Source organism: Pseudooceanicola batsensis HTCC2597, from assembly GCF_000152725.1.
GTDB classification, from domain to species: Bacteria; Pseudomonadota; Alphaproteobacteria; order Rhodobacterales; family Rhodobacteraceae; genus Pseudooceanicola; species Pseudooceanicola batsensis.
The window spans coordinates 158,582-174,899 of the sequence record NZ_AAMO01000008.1 but is presented as its reverse complement, the minus strand read 5'-3'; the positions used below and the strand labels follow the sequence as shown (position 1 = coordinate 174,899).

Genomic DNA, 16,318 nt, shown 5'->3' with positions numbered 1-16,318 from the left:
GGCGGTCAGCCAGCGGTCCCTGCCGACAGGCCGAATCCATCGAGAATGGCATCGTAGGCGATACCTGTATCCGCCTCGGTCATGGCATGGCTGCCCGCCTGGAAGCGGATGGCGATGCGGTCGCCGACCCGGGTCTGGGTCAGATAGATGCGGCCCTCGTCGTTGATCGTGCGCAGATGCGCGATGGTCTCGTCGTCGGTCGCACCGGCGCGGCGGAAGGAAAAGAGCGACAGCGCCGGTTCGGTGACGATCTCGACGCCTTCGGTCGCGCGCAGGCGCTCGCACAGATTGCCGGACCAGCGGACGTGATCGCGGATGATGCCGCGCAACCCCTCGAGCCCGTGAAACCGCAGCAGGAACCACAGCTTGAGCGCGCGGAACCGGCGGCCGAGCGGGATCGACCATTCCGAATAGTCTATCACTCCGTCCTGCCCGTGGGTCTTGAGGTATTCGGGCTGGATCGCGAGGGTCTTCACCAGGGTCTCGGGATCGCGGACGAGATGGGCGGAACAGTCGAAGGAGGCGCCCAGCCACTTGTGCGGGTTGAAGACGACGGAGTCCGCCTGCTCGACGCCGGCCCAGATGTCGCGGAACTCGGGGCAGATCATCGCGGCCCCGGCCCAGGCGGCATCGACATGCACGTAGAGGGCGTGGCGCTGCGCGACCTCGACCACGGCGCGGATGTCATCGCTCGCTCCGGTGCTGGTGCCGCCGACGCAGGCCACGACCCCGGCGGGCCTGTGCCCGGCGGCGAAGTCGGCGCGGATCGCGGCGTCCAGCGCGTCGGGCGGCATCGCGCCGGAGGCCTCTGCCGGAAGCTTGATCAGGTTGTCCTGTCCGATCCCCGAGACCCAGGCCGCGCGGTCGATCGAACTGTGCACCTGGTCAGAGCAGTAGACGCGCGGGGCCGGGCCGCCGGCCAGGCCCCTGACGTTGCCCTGCCAGTCCAGCGCACGTTCCCGCATGACGAGCATCGCCGCCAGCGTGGCCGAGGATGCGCTGTCCTGGATCACGCCCGAGAATGTCCCGGGCAGGCCGACCGCGTCCCTCAGCCATTCCATCATCCGGGTCTCGAGCTCGGTCGCGGCGGGCGAGGTCTGCCAGAGCATGCACTGCGCGGCCATGGCCGTGACGAGGTATTCCGCCACGACCGAGACCGGGGCTGCATTGGCGGGGAAGTAGGCGAAGAACCGGGGATGCTGCCAATGGGTCATGCCGGGCAGGATGATGTTCTCGAAATCCTCGAAGATCGCCGCCATCTCCTCGCCGGTCTGCGGCGGCTCGGCGGGAATGGCGCGATAGATCTCGCCCGCGTCCGTCCGGGCGCGGACCGGGCGGTCGCCCAGTGTCCTGCGGTATCGCGCGCCCCAGTCGGCGGCCCGTCGCGACCAGCTTTCGAAGTCTTCGGGTGTCATGCTCTGCTCTGCCTCCCGCGCCCCGGGGCGCGTTGATCCGCGTGGCCTCGGGCAAACCCCGTAGCCGGTATCGCCGGCATAGCCGGTCAACCCGATCAGGTCGAGCGCGGCGCGTGGTGTCGGATGCGACGAGGCCCGTTCGGTGCGCGGGTCGCGGTCCCGGCCGGTCGCCGGGGCCCGCTCACTCCTCGAGAGCGGCGCGGGTCGCGGCGTATTTCTGCTCGAGGCGCTTCCGGGTCACGTCCGGCAGGACCGCCAGTCGCGCGGGATCGGAGTTGTCCTCGAGATCCGCGCATTTGACGGTGATGGCGAGCGGGTCCGCCTTGATCCGGGCGTGGTAATCTTCGGGGGGCTCGTCCTCGCGATGCGTCAGCGCATCGACCGTGGCGGCGATGCCGGGGCCGAATTCCCTCTCGATGGTTTCGAGCGTCACATCCGTATCCTCGACCACGTCGTGCAGCAGCGCGACGACCTGCGCGGTTTCGGCATCGGGTCCGTCCGGTATGCTGGCCGCGACGCGGGCGACATGACCGATGTAGGGCGCCCCCGCCCGGTCGGACTGGCCCGCATGGGCGGCGAGGGCGAGTTCGAATGCCTTGCCGATCTGTCCCATTTCGATCCCTTCCAGCCGTCTGTTGCGGGGCGGCGGCAGCGAAGCCGATACCCACGGACTACATCTAGATGGCGGAGGGCGGGCCGCCACCCGGGTCTGCGGAATTTCCTGCACGCGGGTCGGCAGCGAGCGCCCGGACATTGCCTTGGCCCGCGTGGGGACCGCGACCGGATGCTCGGTCCCGTCAGGCCGGTGCTCCCTGCGGGCGGTCCGTCAGACGGCCCGAGATCAGCGCCGCCAGCGCCACCATGCCCGCAGCGGTGCCGAGGACGAGCGGCAGACCGGCAAGCTGGTAGGTCAGGCCGGACAGGAGCGTCCCGATCAGCCGCCCGCCCGCGTTCGCCATGTAGTAGAACCCGACGTCCATCGTGACCCGCTCGGACCGCGTGAAGGCGAGGATCAGGTAGGAATGCAGCGAGGAATTCACCGCGAACACCGCCCCGAAGGCCAGAAGCCCGGCGACCAGCGTCGCGGTCAGCCAGGGTTCGGGCCCGGGGGAGAGCAGGACCGCCAGGGCCAGCGCGGCGGGCACCAGGAACAGCGCGGCCGCCCAGCCCCGCGCCGCCCGGATCAGCTCGCTCTCCGGGCGATGCGCGGCGCGCAACAACCGGGGCGCCGCGGCCTGAACCGCGCCGTAGAGGATGATCCAGACCGCCATGAAGGTGCCGATCATGAAAAAGGCCGCGCGGTTGCCCTCTTCGGTGCCATCCGACAGGACGGCGTAGAAATAGATCGGGATCCCCACGACGAACCAGACGTCCCGCGCACCGAACAGAAAGACCCGCGCCGCCGAGAGCCAGTTCACATTGGCCGATTTCGAGAAGACCTCGGAGAACTTCGCGTCCTTGCGCCCGCGGGGCAGGCCGGCGGGCATGAAGACCGCCACCGCCAGAAGAATGACGGCGAGGACCACCGCCATGCCCAGGACCGCCCAGACAAATCCCGCCGTCGCCAGCAGGGCCGCCCCCAGCAGAAAGCCGAAACCCTTGACCGCGTTCTTCGAGCCGGTCAGCACCGCGACCCATCGGAAGAGCCCGCCGCCTTCGGCCGGCGCCAGCACCTTGACCGCGGATTTCGAGGACATCTTGGCCAGATCCTTGGCCACCCCGCTTGCCCCCTGCACGCACATCACGAAGGCAACCGAAGCGCCGACGGCCCATCCCGGGTCGAGTTGGGCGAGTGCCAGCAGGGCCACCACCTGGATGCCGAGACCGGCATAGAGCGTCGAGGTCAGCCCGAACCGCGCGGCGATCCAGCCGGCGGCGAGGTTCGTCGCCATGCCCGCCACCTCGTAGAGAATGAACAGGTAGGCCAGCTGCACCGGCGTGAACCCCAGCGTGTGGAAATGCAGCAGCACCAGCATCCGCAGCGCGCCGTCGGTGAGCATGAAGGCCCAGTAGGCGGCGGTGACGGCGATGTAGGCAGACAGGCCCTGCGGGCGGTCGGTCATGGCGGGAGGCCTCGCGGAATGGTTGGATCGGAACGGGGCCTAGAGCGTCTTTCCCACCATCAGCGCCACATCGGCGAGGCGGTGCGCATAGCCCATCTCGTTGTCGTACCAGGCGTAAATCTTCACCTGCGTGCCGTTCACCACCATGGTCGACGGCGCGTCCACGACCGACGACCGCACGTCGTTGGTATAGTCCGCCGAGACCAGCGGCCGTTCCTCGTAGCCGAGGATGCCTTTGAGCGGTCCCTCGGCCGCCGCCCGGAACAGCGCGTTGACCTCCTCCGCGGTGGTGGGCGTCTCCACCTCGAAGACGCAGTCGGTCAGCGATGCGTTCAGCAGCGGCACGCGGACCGCATGGCCGTTCAGCCGGCCCTCGAGGTCCGGATAGATCAGCGTGATCGCCGTGGCCGAGCCGGTGGTCGTGGGGATCAGCGAATTCAACGCCGACCGCGCGCGGCGCAGGTCCTTGGCGGGGCGGTCGACGATGGTCTGGGTGTTGGTCACGTCATGGATAGTGGTCATCGACCCGTGGCGGATGCGCAGGTTCTCGTGGATGACCTTGACCACCGGAGCGAGGCAGTTCGTCGTGCAGGAGGCGGCCGTGACGATCCGGTGACGGGCCGGATCGTAGGTCTCGTCGTTCACCCCCATGACGATATTGGCGGTCGGACCGTCCTTGACCGGAGCCGAGACAACGACCTTGCGGACGCCCGCGTCGAAATAGGGGGCGAGCCGGGCCTCGGTCTTGAAGGCGCCGGTGCAGTCGATCACCACGTCCACCCCGTCGAGCGGCAATTCCGCCAGCTCGCGCGTGCCGACGAAGGGGATGCGGGTTCCGTCGATGGTGACGCTTTCCTCGTCATGCGCAAAGTCCGCCGGCCAGCGCCCGTGCACCGTGTCGAATTCCAGAAGGTGCGCATGCATCGCGGGATCGCCGGTCGCGTCGTTGATCCATGCGATCTCGGCTCCGCGGTCCAGCAGCGGCCTGAGGGCGAGCTTGCCCATCCGGCCCAGTCCGTTCAGGGCATAGGTGGTCATGCGGATGTCTCCTGTGATGTGCGGCCGATCTCGTCCACGGCGGATTGCAGCGCGATGCGGTCCAGGCTCTCGACCGGCAGCGCGACGAACGCCTCGATCCGCCGCTTGAGCGCGCCATAGGCATGCTGGAAGGCCAGGCTGATCTCGGCCTCCGTCCCCTCGGCCTTGACCGGGTCCGGCATTCCCCAGTGACCGTTGACCGGCTGCCCCTCCCAAGCCGGGCAATCCTCGTTCGCGGCCTGGTTGCAGACGGTGAAGACGAAGTCGAAGGCGGGCGCGACCGGCCCCGAAACCTCGGAGACATGCTTGGCCCGCAGGGGCGCAGTGTCGTGCCCCTTGTCGCGCAGGACCTTGAGCGCGAACGGATTGAGCTCGGACCGGGGCTTGGTGCCGGCGGACCAGGCGTCGAACCTGTCGCCGGCGAGCTCCCGCAGGAGGGTTTCGGCAAAGATCGAGCGGGCGGAATTGCCCGTGCAGATGAAAAGCACGTTGTACTTGCGTTCGGTCATCGGTCCAGGACCCCCGGGCGTTGGCAGACAGATTTCGGGCCGGCCGCGGCAGCAGTCTAGGAAGAGATGGTCGAACATCTCCTGCACCCGTGTCATCCGGATGGAATAGAGCAGCGAAGTCCCGACCCGCTCCGGCCCGACCAGCCCCGCGCGCTGGAGCGTCGCGAGGTAGGCGGACATGGTGCTGGCCTTGATGCCGAGTGCCGCAGCCAGTTCACCCGCCGGCACGCGGTCGGGATAGCGGCGCATCAGCAGCCGGAAGACCGCCAGGCGGTGCGGGTGACCGAGGGCGGTCAGCTGATCGGGAACGTCTCTTTCCATAATTCGCGGATATATGAAAAAGCAGCAATGGCAAGTGAACTTTTGATGACGCTGTCGGGACTGAGGCCAGCCAACCGCGTTCCGGTCTCAGGGAAGCCGCCCGGCAGTGCCGCCGGGCGCCTTCCGCCCGCGCGACGTTCGAGGGCAGGCGGATGTCGCGACGCCTGCACCGCGAACGCCGCACAATCCGACGCCCGGAACCGCGGCCGCCGCTCAGCCTCGCGCGACCAGCGCGGCCTCGGCGAGGTCCTTGATGGTCTGCTCGTATCGATCTTGCGTCCAGCCGCAGTCCCGTACCAGCCGTTCCCAGGTCTCGACCGAAAGAAGCGTCCAGAGCAGGTCGGTCGCGTCCCTCTGCGTCAGTTCCGGCTTCAGCCGCCCGTCCTCGGCAATGGCGCGCACGGCCGCCTCACATCCGTGCCGGACCGCCTGCATCCTGTCGTCCCATGCCTTTGCCGATTCGGCGTCGCGCATGGCCCGCAGCGCGGCCGAGACGCCGATGATCTCGGGAATGTACCCGCCCCAAGCCTCGATGAAGGCATGCAGACGATCGATGCCGGTGGTTGCGGATCGGCTCTTTTCCAGCCGGGCCTCCACGTTCTTGACGTCGTCGATGTGCCGGGTCGTCGCCACAAGCAACTCGGCCCGCGTGGGAAAATGCAGATAGAGGGCCTGGCGGCTGATCCCGACCGCCTTGGCGATATCGGACATGCGCACGGCGCTCTTCCCGGTTTCCAGAAGGCTCCAGGTGGTGTCGAGAATGCGGGACTTGGTGCTGATCTGATCTCTTGACATGGCGTCAAGTTGCGGACTATTGACACGATGTCAACTTTACGCGCTGTCAAGTAAACCAAGGAGACCACCTATGAAAGTCATCGTATTCGGAGCCACCGGTTCGGTCGGGCGCCTCGCCGTGAAAGAACTGCTGAAGGCTGGCCATGCCGTGACCGCCTTCGCCCGCAGGCCCGAGACGCTGGGCCTGTCCGATCCCGCGCTGAGCCTCGTCGCCGGCGACGCCATGCAGGCGGAGGAGGTTCACGCCGCCGTGGCCGGTCACGACGCGGTCATCGTCACCCTGGGCGCGGGGATGTCCCGCAAGAGCCTGATCCGGTCCGGGGGGACCATGAACGTGATCCACGCCATGCAGGCGCACGGGGTGCGCCGCCTTGTCTGCCAGTCGACGCTCGGCGCGGGGGACAGCTGGTCGAACCTGAACTTCTGGTGGAAGAGGGTGATGTTCGGCGCGCTCCTGGCGCCGGTGTTCCGCGATCACGAGTTGCAGGAACAACTGGTGAGGGCCAGCGGGCTCGACTGGACGATCGTCCGGCCGGGCGCCTTTACCGACGCCGCCACCCGCCGGCCGGTGATCGAGGATCTCTCGGTCGGGGCGCGCGGGCTGGACCTCAGGATTGCGCGCGCCGACCTGGCCCGCTTCCTGTCCCGCCAGGTGGCGGAACGCCGCTATCTGGGCCGCGCCGTCGGCCTGTCGAGCTGACGGAGGGCGATGCAATGACATGGCTGCTTCTTGTCTGCGGTCTGGCGATGGCGCTGGTGGCCGGCGTATTCCTGAGCTTTTCCGATTTCGTCATGCGCGGGCTGGTGCTGGCGCCGGGCACCGGTGGCGCGGCCGGAATGATCGGGCTGAACCGGACCGTCTATCGCTCGGTCTTCATGGTCCTGCTCATGGGGTTTCTGCCGGGGTCCCTCGCCCTGTCCCTTCTGACCCTGTGGCAGAGCGGAGGGGCGGCGCCTGCCCTCGTCGCGGCCGGCGGGCTGGTCTATTTCCTCGGCGTCGTCGGGATCACGGGGGTGGGCAACGTGCCGATGAACAAGCGGCTCGAAACGCTGGAGGGGGATGCCCGCGGATTGGCGGACTATTGGCCCCGCTACGCGCGGCGCTGGACCGGGCTGAACCACCTGAGAACCGGTGCCGCCGTCCTTGCCGCGCTGCTGTGGCTGACCGCGGCGACGCTGGTCTAGGATGCGGAGGGCGCGGGCGGAGGTTCATCCGCCCGGCTCAGGCCTCCAGGCTGGCCAGGTCGAGGTCGATGGTGGCGGCAAGTCCCGAGGGCTCGAACCGGCGGGTAATGCTGCCGCCGAGCGAGGTCCGGACCACGCCGTCGCACATCCGTGTGCCGAAACCTTCGGCCTTCACCGCGTCAGGATCGAGGGGGCAGCGCTCGTGCCAGTCGATGACGTACCGGTCGCCCCGGCGGCCGGCCTTCACCGAAAGGCCGCCGCCGTCCTGGTGAAACGCCCCGTATTTCGTCGCGTTCGTACAGAGTTCGTAGAATATCAGTGCGATCGGAGTCAGCGCTTCCGACGCGACCCGGAGGTCCTCGATCTCGAGGTCATGGTCCTGGTGGCCGGCAAAGGGTTCGACGATGGAATGGACGAGGCTCTGCAGGGAGGTGCCGCCGCCGGACTGCCCCCTGGGGTCGATCACGGCCAGCCGGTGCGCCGAGGACAGCGCCATCAGCCGTTCCCGCATCCGCGAAGCAAGCTCCTGCGGGGTTTCGACCTGCCGCGCGGTCACCGTGATGAGGCTGCCCGCGACCGCAAAGCAGTTCCCCACCCGGTGCCGCATCTCGGCGAGAAGTAGGCTCTGCTGCTCGGCAGCCTCGCGTTGCTGCGTGATGTCGCGCGCGATCTTGGAGGCGCCGATCACCTCGCCCGAGGCATTGCGGACCGGCGACACGGTCAGGGAAATCGGCACCAATGTGCCGTTCTTGCGTTTCCTGATGGTCTCGAAATGCTGGAGACGTTCACCCCGGCGAAGCCTGTCGATGATATCCACCTCCTCGTGCTGCCGATCGTCGGGGATCAGCATCATGATCGGCTGACCGACGGCTTCTTCGGCAGTGTATCCGAACAGGTGTTCGGCGCCCTTGTTCCAGGTCCGGATTATGCTGTTGAGGTTCTTGGTGATGATCGCGTCGTCCGAGCTTTCGACGATCGCGGCAAGATAAGCGTTCAGATTGTCCGAGTTATCCAAGGTCTGCATCACCTGTCCTTCACCAATGGACCTGTCGCTCTCGCTCCGATCCCGGTGCGCATTTAAGCGGCCCCCCGTACCGAGGCCAAGGGACTTTTCCGTTCAGGTGCGGAATGGTGCCTGTGCGGGTGCTTTCTCGGGACGGCACGCGCCGGCGACCGGGGCGCACGCGGCGAAGGAAGGCGGCTTTTCCACGGAGATGCTTGCGAGAAAAGAGGTCGGATACCTCGGGGAGGCACGTCAGCCGGTGGCCGTCGACGGGGGCGGCGCGACTGATCGTGGCGTAGTGTCCGGATCGAGGGCGATGGCGTGGGGCGCAGGCTCGTACATGCGCCTTTGCGGCGGGGTCCGCCAGCAGAAGCCCGGCCCTTGGGTCACGTCGCGATGTTCCACGAGGGCTGACGACTGGGCGAGCGCCGGTCCGTCGATCTTGATCACGGGAGCGGGGCCCTGCGGATTGCGGCGAGATGGGCGTCGCCCTCGTGCTCGGCCCGAGGCAGATTGACCGGCACTGTCGCCCAGTCCTGCCCGGCGAGGTCGAGGGCGGTCCGCGCCCGGTAGGTCGCCGACGCCCGCCAGCGATCATAGAGCGTGATCACTCGGTTTCTTTCAGCAACGCTTCCAGCCCCGCTTCGAGCTGGTCGAACGCCGCGCCTAGCCGGGCCTCGAGCGCCGTCTGGTGCGACTGGGCGAGCGGCAGCAGCTCGGCCATCATCTGCCGCCCCTTGGGGGTCAGGCTCAGGATGACGAGCCGCCGGTCGTCGGGGTTTTCCCTGCGCTCGATCAGCCCCGCCTCGCGCAGGCGCTTGGCCGCCCGCGAGACCTCGTATTTCTCCATCGCGACCCGGGCCTCGATGTCGCGGACCGAGACCTTGCCGGAATGCGCCAGATGCACCAGCACCCGCCATTCCGGGATCGAGATGCCGAACCGCTCGCGGTACTGGCGCGCCAGCTCCTCGCTCGTGCGCTTGGCGGCGACGGCCAGCCTGTAGGGGGTGAACCCGTACAGGTCGAATTCGGGCAGGGGGGGAAGATCCTCTTTCATCGCGGGTCCTTTCGGTCCCGGGGAATATCGGACGGCGGAGAGGCGGGGTGCAAGCGTTATCATTGCGGTTGCAACGATCTCCTTGACACCGTTGCATATGCAACATTTATTCGGGTCATCGATTCAGACCGTTCCGCTGTTTCCGGGGCGGCACATTCGGGAGGATCCGAGATGACCAGGCACGAGCTTCCCAACGGCATGATCCGCGCGACCGACACCACCGGCACGCACGAGGGCTACATGCCCGGCTTCGGCAACGATTTCGAGACCGAGGCGCTGCCAGGCGCGCTGCCGCAGGGCATGAACTCGCCCCAGAAGGTGAATTACGGCCTCTACGGGGAACAGCTGTCGGGCACCGCCTTCACCGCGCCGTCGCATCAGAACGAACGCACCTGGTGCTACCGCATCCGGCCCTCGGTCAAGCATTCCTCGCGTTACGCGAGGATCGACCTGCCCTATTGGAAATCCGCGCCGCATGTGGTCGAGGACGTGACCTCGCTGGGGCAGTACCGATGGGATCCCGTGCCGCATTCCGAGGAGCGGCTGACCTGGCTGACCGGCATGCGCACGATGACCACGGCCGGCGACGTCAACACCCAGACCGGCATGGCCGCGCATGTCTACCTGGTCACCGCCTCGATGCAGGACGCCTATTTCTATTCCGCAGACAGCGAGCTGCTGGTCGTGCCGCAGGAGGGCAGGCTGCGGTTCTGCACCGAGCTGGGGGTCATCGACCTCGAACCGCAGGAGATCGCGATCCTGCCGCGCGGACTGGTCTACCGGGTCGAGGTGCTGGACGGTCCGGCGCGCGGCTTCGTCTGCGAGAATTACGGCCAGAAGTTCGCCCTGCCGGGCCGGGGTCCGATCGGCGCGAACTGCATGGCCAACCGCCGCGACTTCAAGACACCGGTCGCCGCCTACGAGGACCGCGAGGTGCCCTCGACCATGACGATCAAGTGGTGCGGCCAGTTCCATGAGTGCGAGATTGGCCATTCGCCGCTGGACGTGGTGGCCTGGCACGGCAACTATGCCCCCGTCAAATATGACCTCAAGACCTATTGCCCGGTCGGCGCGATCCTCTTCGATCACCCGGACCCGTCGATCTTTACCGTGCTGACGGCGCCGAGCGGGGTCGAGGGCACGGCCAACATCGACTTCGTGCTGTTCCGCGAGCGCTGGATGGTGGCCGAGGACACGTTCCGCCCGCCGTGGTACCACAAGAACGTCATGTCGGAACTGATGGGCAACATCTATGGCCAGTACGATGCCAAGCCGCAGGGCTTCGTGCCCGGCGGCATGAGCCTTCACAACATGATGCTGCCGCACGGGCCGGACCGGGAGGCTTTCGAGGGGGCGTCGAATGCGGAGCTGAAACCGCACAAGCTGGACAACACGATGTCGTTCATGTTCGAGACCCGTTTCCCGCAGCACCTGACGCGGTTCGCGGCGGAGGAAGCGCCGCTGCAGGACGACTATATCGACTGCTGGGACAGCCTGGAAAAGAAGTTCGACGGCACGCCCGGGAAGAAGTGAGGGGAAGGGGGCGCCGCCCCCTCTTGAGCCTGCGGCTCAATTCACCCCCGGAGTATTTCCGGCAAGATGAAGCAGGGGCGGGGCGCGACGGCCGGCGGACTGCGCAGGAAGAGGAGGAGCCATGCCGCTTCTGAAGAGCTGGGTCGAGAGCGCGAATTCGGCCGAGACCGGGTTTCCGCTGAACAACCTGCCCTGCGGGGTCTTCGACGACGGCGCGGGCGCGCGGCTGGGCGTGGCGATCGGGGACATGATCCTGGACGTGGCCGCGGCGGCGCGGGCCGGGCTGCTGCCGCATGGCGCGGCGCTTGGCGGAAGGGACTGGAACGCCTTCATGGCGCTCGGGCCCGCGGCCTGGGCGGAGCTGCGCGCCGCGCTGACGGATCTGCTGTCGGAGGGCAGCGAGGTCCGGGCGCAGGTGGTGCTGGTGCCGATGGCCGAGGCGCGGCTGCTGATGCCCATCACGGTGGCGGAGTACACGGATTTCTACGCCGGCAGGACCCATGCCTTCAACGTCGGCTCGATCTTCCGCGGACCGGAGAACGCGCTGCCGCCCAACTGGCTGTCGATTCCGATCGGCTACAACGGACGCGCCTCGTCGGTGGTGGTCTCGGGCACAGATGTGCGGCGGCCCTGGGGCCAGCTCAAGGCGCCGGAGGCGGACCTGCCGGTCTTTGCCCCCTGCAGGCGGTTCGACATGGAGCTGGAGATCGGCGCCATCGTCGGCCAGCCCTCGGAAGGGCCGGTGAGCGTCGCCGAGGCCGACGACATGATCTTTGGCTACGTGCTGCTGAACGACTGGTCGGCGCGCGACATCCAGGCCTGGGAGTACCAGCCCCTGGGGCCGTTCCAGGCCAAGGCGACGGCGACGACGATCGGCCCGTGGATCGTGACGAAGGCCGCGCTGGAGCCGTTCCGGACGTCGACGCCCGAGCGCGAGCGGGAATTGCTGCCCCATCTGCAGGAGCCGGGGCCGATGATCTACGACGTGGAGCTCGAGGTGGCGCTGGCGCCGGAAGGCGGCGCGGAGGCGACGATCTCGCGCACGAATTTCCGCGAACTCTACTATTCCGCCGCGCAGCAGCTGGCGCATCACACGACCAGCGGCTGCCCGATGCGCGTCGGCGACCTGCTGGGGTCGGGCACGATCTCGGGCACCGCGAAGGACAGCCGCGGCTCGCTGCTGGAACTGAGCTGGTCCGGCAGCGAGCCGATCGAGCTGCCCGGGGGCGAGACCCGCAGCTTTCTCGAGGACGGCGACACCCTGACCCTGCGCGGCGCGGCGCGGGGCGACGGCTATCGCGTGGGCTTTGGCGACTGCACCGGCACCGTGATCGCGGCGCTAAAGGACCCATACGCGCGCTGAACGGCGTCCCGGCCCCCGCGCCGGGACTCCACCGTGGCGTTTCGGCACGAGAGCGGGGGAGGCCCCGGCGCGGGGCCGGGGCACGATGACTGGAAACGACTGGAAGGACAGAGCATGGCAAAGGCATTCGCATCTGCGGGCGACATGGAAGAGAAGACGATCAGCTTCACGCAGGTGGGCGAGGGGCTTTACGCCTTTACCGCCGAGGGCGATCCGAATACCGGCGTGATCATCGGCGACGAGAGCGTGATGATCGTCGAGGCCCAGGCCACGCCGCGCCTCGCCCGGATGGTGATCGAGAAGGTCCGCGAGGTGACGGACAAGCCGATCAGCCACCTGGTCATGACACATTACCACGCGGTCCGTGTGCTGGGCGCCAGCGCCTATGGCGCGCGCGAGGTCATCATGTCGGACGTGGCCGCGGCCATGGTGGAAGAGCGCGGGCAGGAGGACTGGGACAGCGAGTTCGGGCGCTTTCCGCGCCTCTTCCAGGGGCACGAGGAAATCCCCGGCCTGACGCGGCCCACCACGACATTCAGCGAGAGCATGACCGTCTACCTCGGCAAGCGCCGCGTCGACATCATGAAGCTGGGCCGCGCCCATACCGCCGGCGACGCGGTGGTCTGGGTGCCGGACCAGGAGGTGATGTTCACCGGCGACATCGTGGAATACCACTCGGCCTGCTACTGCGGCGACGGCCATTTCGCCGACTGGCCCGAGACGCTGGCCAACATCGCGGCCTTCGAGCCGAAATCCATCGCCCCGGGGCGCGGCGATGCCCTGGTGGGCGAGGAGATGGTGGCCCGCGCCATCGCCAATACCGCCGATTTCGTCGAGAGCACCTACAAGCCCGTGGCCCGGGTCGTCGCCCGGGGCGGAACGCTCAAGGAGGCCTGGGACGTGGTGCGCGCGGAATGCGATCCGAAGTTCACCGATTACGCGATCTACGAACATTGCCTGCCGTTCAACGTGGCCCGCGCCTTCGACGAGGCCCGCGGCATCGACACGCCGCGGATCTGGACCGCCGAGAGAGATCAGGAGATGTGGGCCGACCTGCAGGGGTAGGGCGGGGTCGACCCAACCCTGAGGAGCGCCGGACGCGAGGAGGAGATCATCATGCCACTGGATGACCGTTATCAACTGGCCTTCAGGCTCTACCCCTACGAGCGCTCGGCCGACCAGAACGCACCGACACCGGTGCGCCACCCCGTCGTGGTGGTCGGTGGCGGCCCGATCGGGGTCGCCACCGCGCTCGATCTGGGGCTGCAGGGCATCCCGGTGGTGCTGCTCGACGATCACGAGGGGATCGGGCAGGGCAGTCGCGCGATCTGTTTCGCCAAGCGCAGCCTCGAGATCGCCGACCGCTATGGCTGCGCGCAGCCGATGCTGGACAAGGGTGTGGTCTGGAACCTCGGCAAGGTCTTCCACGAGGACCGCAAGGTCTATGAGTTCAACCTCCTGCCCGAGGACGGCCACCGGTTTCCGGCCTTCATCAACCTCCAGCAGCCCTATTTCGAGAAGTTCCTCGTCGAGCGTGTCCGCGAGGCGCAAGCCCGGGGCGCGCCGATCGAACTGCGCGGCAGGAACCGGGTCGACAGCATCGAGGTGAAGGAGGATCACACCGTCCTGAACATCGCCACGCCTGAGGGGGATTACACCATCCTCGCCGACTGGCTGGTCGCGGCCGACGGGGCGGGATCGCCCGTGCGGGGCATGATGGGGCTCGATTTCGACGGGCGGGTCTTTCAGGACAGCTTCCTGATCGCCGACATCCGGATGCTGAGCGAAAGCTTCCCGACCGAGCGCTGGTTCTGGTTCGAACCGTCGCACAAGGCCGGCGCCTCGACCCTGCTGCACAAGCAGCCCGACGACGTCTGGCGGGTCGATTTCCAGATCGGCTGGGACGTCGACCGCAAGGAGGAACTGAAGGAAGGGAACGTGCGCAAGCGGCTCGACGCGATGCTGGGCGGGGATGTGGAATACGAGCTGGTCTGGACCTCGATCTACACCTTCCAGTGCCGCCGGATGAAGCAGTTCCGCCATGGCCGGGTGATCTTTGCCGGTGACAGCGCCCATCAGGTCAGCCCCTTCGGCGCGCGCGGGGCCAATTCCGGCATGCAGGACGTCGACAACCTGGGCTGGAAGCTGGGCATGGTGATCCGGGGGGAGGCGCCGGACCGGCTGCTCGACAGCTATCACGAGGAACGCGCCTGCGGCGCGGACGAGAACATCCTCAACTCGACCCGCGCCACCGATTTCATCACGCCCAAGTCACGGACGAGCCACATCTTCCGCAATGCGGTGCTGTACCTGGCCGAGCGCTTCGACTTTGCTCGTCCGTTGGTGAACTCGGGCCGCCTCTCGGTGCCCTGTACCTATGACGGCCTGTCGCTGACAGGCGAGGACGCGCTGACCGACGGGCCGGAGCGGACCCGTCCCGGCAGCCCCTGTCCGGATGCGCCGCTCGGAAACCGGTTCCTGCTGGGCAGTCTGGGCAACGGCTTCGTCCTGCTTACGGTGGACGCCGAGGCGCCGGATCGCGTGAGCGAGGGTGGCGTGACGGTGCACCGCGTGGCGACCTCGGCCGCCGAGGACCCCACCGGCGCGTTGGCCGCGCGCTACCTCGGCGCGACGGGAAGCGCCGTCTACCTTGTCCGTCCCGACCAGCACGTGGTCGCCCGTTGGGACAGCTACGACGAGACCGCCGTGCGCGCCGCGCTGCGCCGGGTCTGCGGAAGGGAATGAGACCATGCCGTTGAATACAAAACCGAATATCGAGGGTCCCGACGAATTTTATGCCGAGTTGATCCGCTCTCACGAGGGGTTGTCGGACGAGGACAGCGCCGCGCTGAACGCCCGGCTGATCCTGCTGCTGGCGAACCACATCGGCGACCGGGCGGTCCTCTCCGAAGCGATGAGCGCAGCGCGGCTGTCGGTCCGGGACGCCCCGGGCGCCGGCGATGTCGGCTGAGACGCTTCGCTATGCGGGTCGCCGGGTCGCGGTGATCGAGGGAGCCGCCGCGGGGGGTGATGCGAAAAGCCATGCGCTCTGTGCCGCGCCCCTACACCGATCGGGCCTAGCCAAGGTCGAGCGGACAGGACCTCGGGCCGCAGGTAGTCAGCGGTGTCGTCGCGAAGGGATCCGCAAAGTCACACGGGAACCTGCCCCTCGATCAACCGACGCTGAATCGTGTCCGCAGTCTCCTTGAGCGCGGCGATCAGGTCGTCCTGCCGTCCGGGCTGTTTCAATCGCACGGGTGCAAGCGACACGTTCGCTGCCGCGATCACCCGCCCGTTCGCCGCGCAGATCGGCACGGCGAGACCGGCGATTCCCTCTTCCAATTCGCGGTAGACCATCGACCACCCCTGCTTTCGGTCGCGGAGGAGGGCGGTGCGCAGGCGGTCGGGTTCGGTGATCGTCCAGGGGGTGAACGGCTCGAGACGGACCGTGTCGAGGTATTGCCGCAGCTCGCGGTCCGGCAGCATGGCAAGCTGAATGCGACCCATGGAGATCGCATGGGCCGGCACGCGGCTTCCCACGTTGAGCGAATTCTTGAGGATCCGTTGCGTCTGCACCCGCAGGACATAGACGATGTCATGCCCGTCCAGCACCGAGATCGACGAGCTTTCACCGACCCGGGCGGCCAGGGCCTGGATGTCGGCCTCGGCAAAACGCCAGATCTCGGACGAGGCGAGGTAGGCATAGCCCAGGTCCAGGATCTTCGGGGTCAGCGAAAAGTGCTTTCCGTCGGTCGCCGCATACCCCAGCGTCACCAGCGTGTGCAGCAGCCGGCGCGCGGTGGAGCGGGTGACGCCGGTCCGGGCGGCCACGTCGGTCAGGGTCAGCACGCGGGAGCCTTCGTCGAAGCTGGTGATGACCGCGAGACCGCGTGCGAAGGTCTGGGCGTAGGTGTTCGAGGGCTCGGTCCCGGACATCGGACCTCCTGTTTCCTATTCAAACAAACGCAGCGAAATGGGCCGTCGCCCGGTTTCCACGTGTTGACGGGTGACGCATCCAGACCTCACCGTCAATCCA

General features: G+C 67.6%; 17 protein-coding genes. 7 read left to right on the top strand and 10 right to left on the bottom strand.

All coding sequences use genetic code 11. The features are described 5' to 3' along the window. Positions 1-5: 5 nt before the first annotated feature. The 6 genes from OB2597_RS02135 to OB2597_RS02110 form a co-directional block, all read right to left on the bottom strand. Entirely contained in the window at positions 6-1,415 is a 1,410-nt protein-coding gene (locus tag OB2597_RS02135; RefSeq protein ID WP_009803864.1) for a pyridoxal phosphate-dependent decarboxylase family protein, read from the bottom strand. Positions 1,416-1,596: 181 nt separating this feature from the next. Then, on the bottom strand, positions 1,597-2,028 hold the full coding sequence (locus tag OB2597_RS02130) for an HD domain-containing protein (protein WP_009803863.1): 432 nt from the start codon (positions 2,026-2,028) through the stop codon (positions 1,597-1,599). Between the two features lie 184 nt (positions 2,029-2,212). Then, positions 2,213-3,478 (bottom strand): organoarsenical effux MFS transporter ArsJ, encoded by a 1,266-nt coding sequence (gene arsJ / locus OB2597_RS02125; RefSeq protein ID WP_009803862.1) that lies wholly within the window; start codon positions 3,476-3,478, stop codon positions 2,213-2,215. Positions 3,479-3,517: 39 nt separating this feature from the next. Next, positions 3,518-4,516 carry an ArsJ-associated glyceraldehyde-3-phosphate dehydrogenase gene (locus tag OB2597_RS02120; RefSeq protein ID WP_009803861.1) on the bottom strand — a complete coding sequence of 333 codons (999 nt, stop codon included), beginning with the start codon at positions 4,514-4,516 and terminating at the stop codon, positions 3,518-3,520. Further along, on the bottom strand, positions 4,513-5,346 hold the full coding sequence (locus OB2597_RS02115) for an arsenate reductase/protein-tyrosine-phosphatase family protein (RefSeq protein ID WP_009803860.1): 834 nt from the start codon (positions 5,344-5,346) through the stop codon (positions 4,513-4,515). Before OB2597_RS02115 ends, OB2597_RS02120 begins: the two co-directional genes overlap by 4 nt. Before the next feature lie 213 nt (positions 5,347-5,559). After that, positions 5,560-6,141: a TetR/AcrR family transcriptional regulator gene (locus OB2597_RS02110; protein WP_009803859.1), complete on the bottom strand. Its 582-nt coding sequence runs from the start codon at positions 6,139-6,141 to the stop codon at positions 5,560-5,562. Between the two features lie 70 nt (positions 6,142-6,211). Between OB2597_RS02110 and OB2597_RS02105 the strand changes: the two genes are divergently transcribed. Both OB2597_RS02105 and OB2597_RS02100 read left to right on the top strand, forming a co-directional pair. Then, positions 6,212-6,841, top strand: coding sequence for an NAD(P)-dependent oxidoreductase (locus tag OB2597_RS02105; protein WP_009803858.1), 630 nt, complete (start codon positions 6,212-6,214; stop codon positions 6,839-6,841). Between the two features lie 14 nt (positions 6,842-6,855). Beyond that, a complete protein-coding gene (locus tag OB2597_RS02100; RefSeq protein ID WP_009803857.1) occupies positions 6,856-7,326 on the top strand; it encodes an anthrone oxygenase family protein in 471 nt (156 codons plus the stop codon). Between the two features lie 37 nt (positions 7,327-7,363). On the opposite strand, the gene OB2597_RS02095 is transcribed toward OB2597_RS02100, so the two are convergent. From OB2597_RS02095 to OB2597_RS02085, 3 genes are all read right to left on the bottom strand, one after another. Next, positions 7,364-8,350: a PAS domain S-box protein gene (locus OB2597_RS02095; RefSeq protein WP_009803856.1), complete on the bottom strand. Its 987-nt coding sequence runs from the start codon at positions 8,348-8,350 to the stop codon at positions 7,364-7,366. 425 nt (positions 8,351-8,775) lie between these two features. After that, positions 8,776-8,940: a thioredoxin domain-containing protein gene (locus tag OB2597_RS22035; RefSeq protein WP_009803855.1), complete on the bottom strand. Its 165-nt coding sequence runs from the start codon at positions 8,938-8,940 to the stop codon at positions 8,776-8,778. After that, positions 8,937-9,386, bottom strand: a complete 450-nt coding sequence (locus tag OB2597_RS02085) for a MarR family winged helix-turn-helix transcriptional regulator (protein ID WP_009803854.1) — start codon at positions 9,384-9,386, stop codon at positions 8,937-8,939. Before OB2597_RS02085 ends, OB2597_RS22035 begins: the two co-directional genes overlap by 4 nt. 171 nt (positions 9,387-9,557) lie before the next feature. Here OB2597_RS02085 and hmgA point away from each other — a divergent pair, with 171 nt between their 5' ends. From hmgA to OB2597_RS02060, 5 genes are all read left to right on the top strand, one after another. After that, positions 9,558-10,919 (top strand): homogentisate 1,2-dioxygenase, encoded by a 1,362-nt coding sequence (hmgA, locus tag OB2597_RS02080; RefSeq protein ID WP_009803853.1) that lies wholly within the window; start codon positions 9,558-9,560, stop codon positions 10,917-10,919. 121 nt (positions 10,920-11,040) lie between these two features. Beyond that, the gene (fahA, locus tag OB2597_RS02075) at positions 11,041-12,282 is read left to right on the top strand and encodes a fumarylacetoacetase (protein ID WP_009803852.1); all 1,242 of its coding nucleotides are present in this window, start codon (positions 11,041-11,043) and stop codon (positions 12,280-12,282) included. Between the two features lie 114 nt (positions 12,283-12,396). Next, positions 12,397-13,347, top strand: a complete 951-nt coding sequence (locus OB2597_RS02070) for an MBL fold metallo-hydrolase (protein WP_009803851.1) — start codon at positions 12,397-12,399, stop codon at positions 13,345-13,347. A gap of 51 nt (positions 13,348-13,398) precedes the next feature. After that, entirely contained in the window at positions 13,399-15,027 is a 1,629-nt protein-coding gene (locus tag OB2597_RS02065) for an FAD-dependent oxidoreductase (protein WP_009803850.1), read from the top strand. A gap of 4 nt (positions 15,028-15,031) precedes the next feature. Further along, positions 15,032-15,253, top strand: a complete 222-nt coding sequence (locus tag OB2597_RS02060; protein ID WP_009803849.1) for a DUF2783 domain-containing protein — start codon at positions 15,032-15,034, stop codon at positions 15,251-15,253. A 179-nt stretch (positions 15,254-15,432) separates the two neighbouring features. On the opposite strand, the gene OB2597_RS02055 is transcribed toward OB2597_RS02060, so the two are convergent. Continuing rightward, positions 15,433-16,218, bottom strand: coding sequence for an IclR family transcriptional regulator domain-containing protein (locus OB2597_RS02055; RefSeq protein WP_009803848.1), 786 nt, complete (start codon positions 16,216-16,218; stop codon positions 15,433-15,435). Between the last annotated feature and the right edge of the window lie 100 nt (positions 16,219-16,318).

What these genes read in the sequence shown, in the direction of transcription:
- OB2597_RS02135 (WP_009803864.1), bottom strand. Translation starts at nt 1,415, where the DNA reads ATGACACCCGAAGACTTCGAAAGCTGGTCGCGACGGGCCGCCGACTGG.
- OB2597_RS02130 (WP_009803863.1), bottom strand. Translation starts at nt 2,028, where the DNA reads ATGGGACAGATCGGCAAGGCATTCGAACTCGCCCTCGCCGCCCATGCG.
- arsJ (WP_009803862.1), bottom strand. Translation starts at nt 3,478, where the DNA reads ATGACCGACCGCCCGCAGGGCCTGTCTGCCTACATCGCCGTCACCGCC.
- OB2597_RS02120 (WP_009803861.1), bottom strand. Translation starts at nt 4,516, where the DNA reads ATGACCACCTATGCCCTGAACGGACTGGGCCGGATGGGCAAGCTCGCC.
- OB2597_RS02115 (WP_009803860.1), bottom strand. Translation starts at nt 5,346, where the DNA reads ATGGAAAGAGACGTTCCCGATCAGCTGACCGCCCTCGGTCACCCGCAC.
- OB2597_RS02110 (WP_009803859.1), bottom strand. Translation starts at nt 6,141, where the DNA reads ATGTCAAGAGATCAGATCAGCACCAAGTCCCGCATTCTCGACACCACC.
- OB2597_RS02105 (WP_009803858.1), top strand. Translation starts at nt 6,212, where the DNA reads ATGAAAGTCATCGTATTCGGAGCCACCGGTTCGGTCGGGCGCCTCGCC.
- OB2597_RS02100 (WP_009803857.1), top strand. Translation starts at nt 6,856, where the DNA reads ATGACATGGCTGCTTCTTGTCTGCGGTCTGGCGATGGCGCTGGTGGCC.
- OB2597_RS02095 (WP_009803856.1), bottom strand. Translation starts at nt 8,350, where the DNA reads ATGCAGACCTTGGATAACTCGGACAATCTGAACGCTTATCTTGCCGCG.
- OB2597_RS02085 (WP_009803854.1), bottom strand. Translation starts at nt 9,386, where the DNA reads ATGAAAGAGGATCTTCCCCCCCTGCCCGAATTCGACCTGTACGGGTTC.
- hmgA (WP_009803853.1), top strand. Translation starts at nt 9,558, where the DNA reads ATGACCAGGCACGAGCTTCCCAACGGCATGATCCGCGCGACCGACACC.
- fahA (WP_009803852.1), top strand. Translation starts at nt 11,041, where the DNA reads ATGCCGCTTCTGAAGAGCTGGGTCGAGAGCGCGAATTCGGCCGAGACC.
- OB2597_RS02070 (WP_009803851.1), top strand. Translation starts at nt 12,397, where the DNA reads ATGGCAAAGGCATTCGCATCTGCGGGCGACATGGAAGAGAAGACGATC.
- OB2597_RS02065 (WP_009803850.1), top strand. Translation starts at nt 13,399, where the DNA reads ATGCCACTGGATGACCGTTATCAACTGGCCTTCAGGCTCTACCCCTAC.
- OB2597_RS02060 (WP_009803849.1), top strand. Translation starts at nt 15,032, where the DNA reads ATGCCGTTGAATACAAAACCGAATATCGAGGGTCCCGACGAATTTTAT.
- OB2597_RS02055 (WP_009803848.1), bottom strand. Translation starts at nt 16,218, where the DNA reads ATGTCCGGGACCGAGCCCTCGAACACCTACGCCCAGACCTTCGCACGC.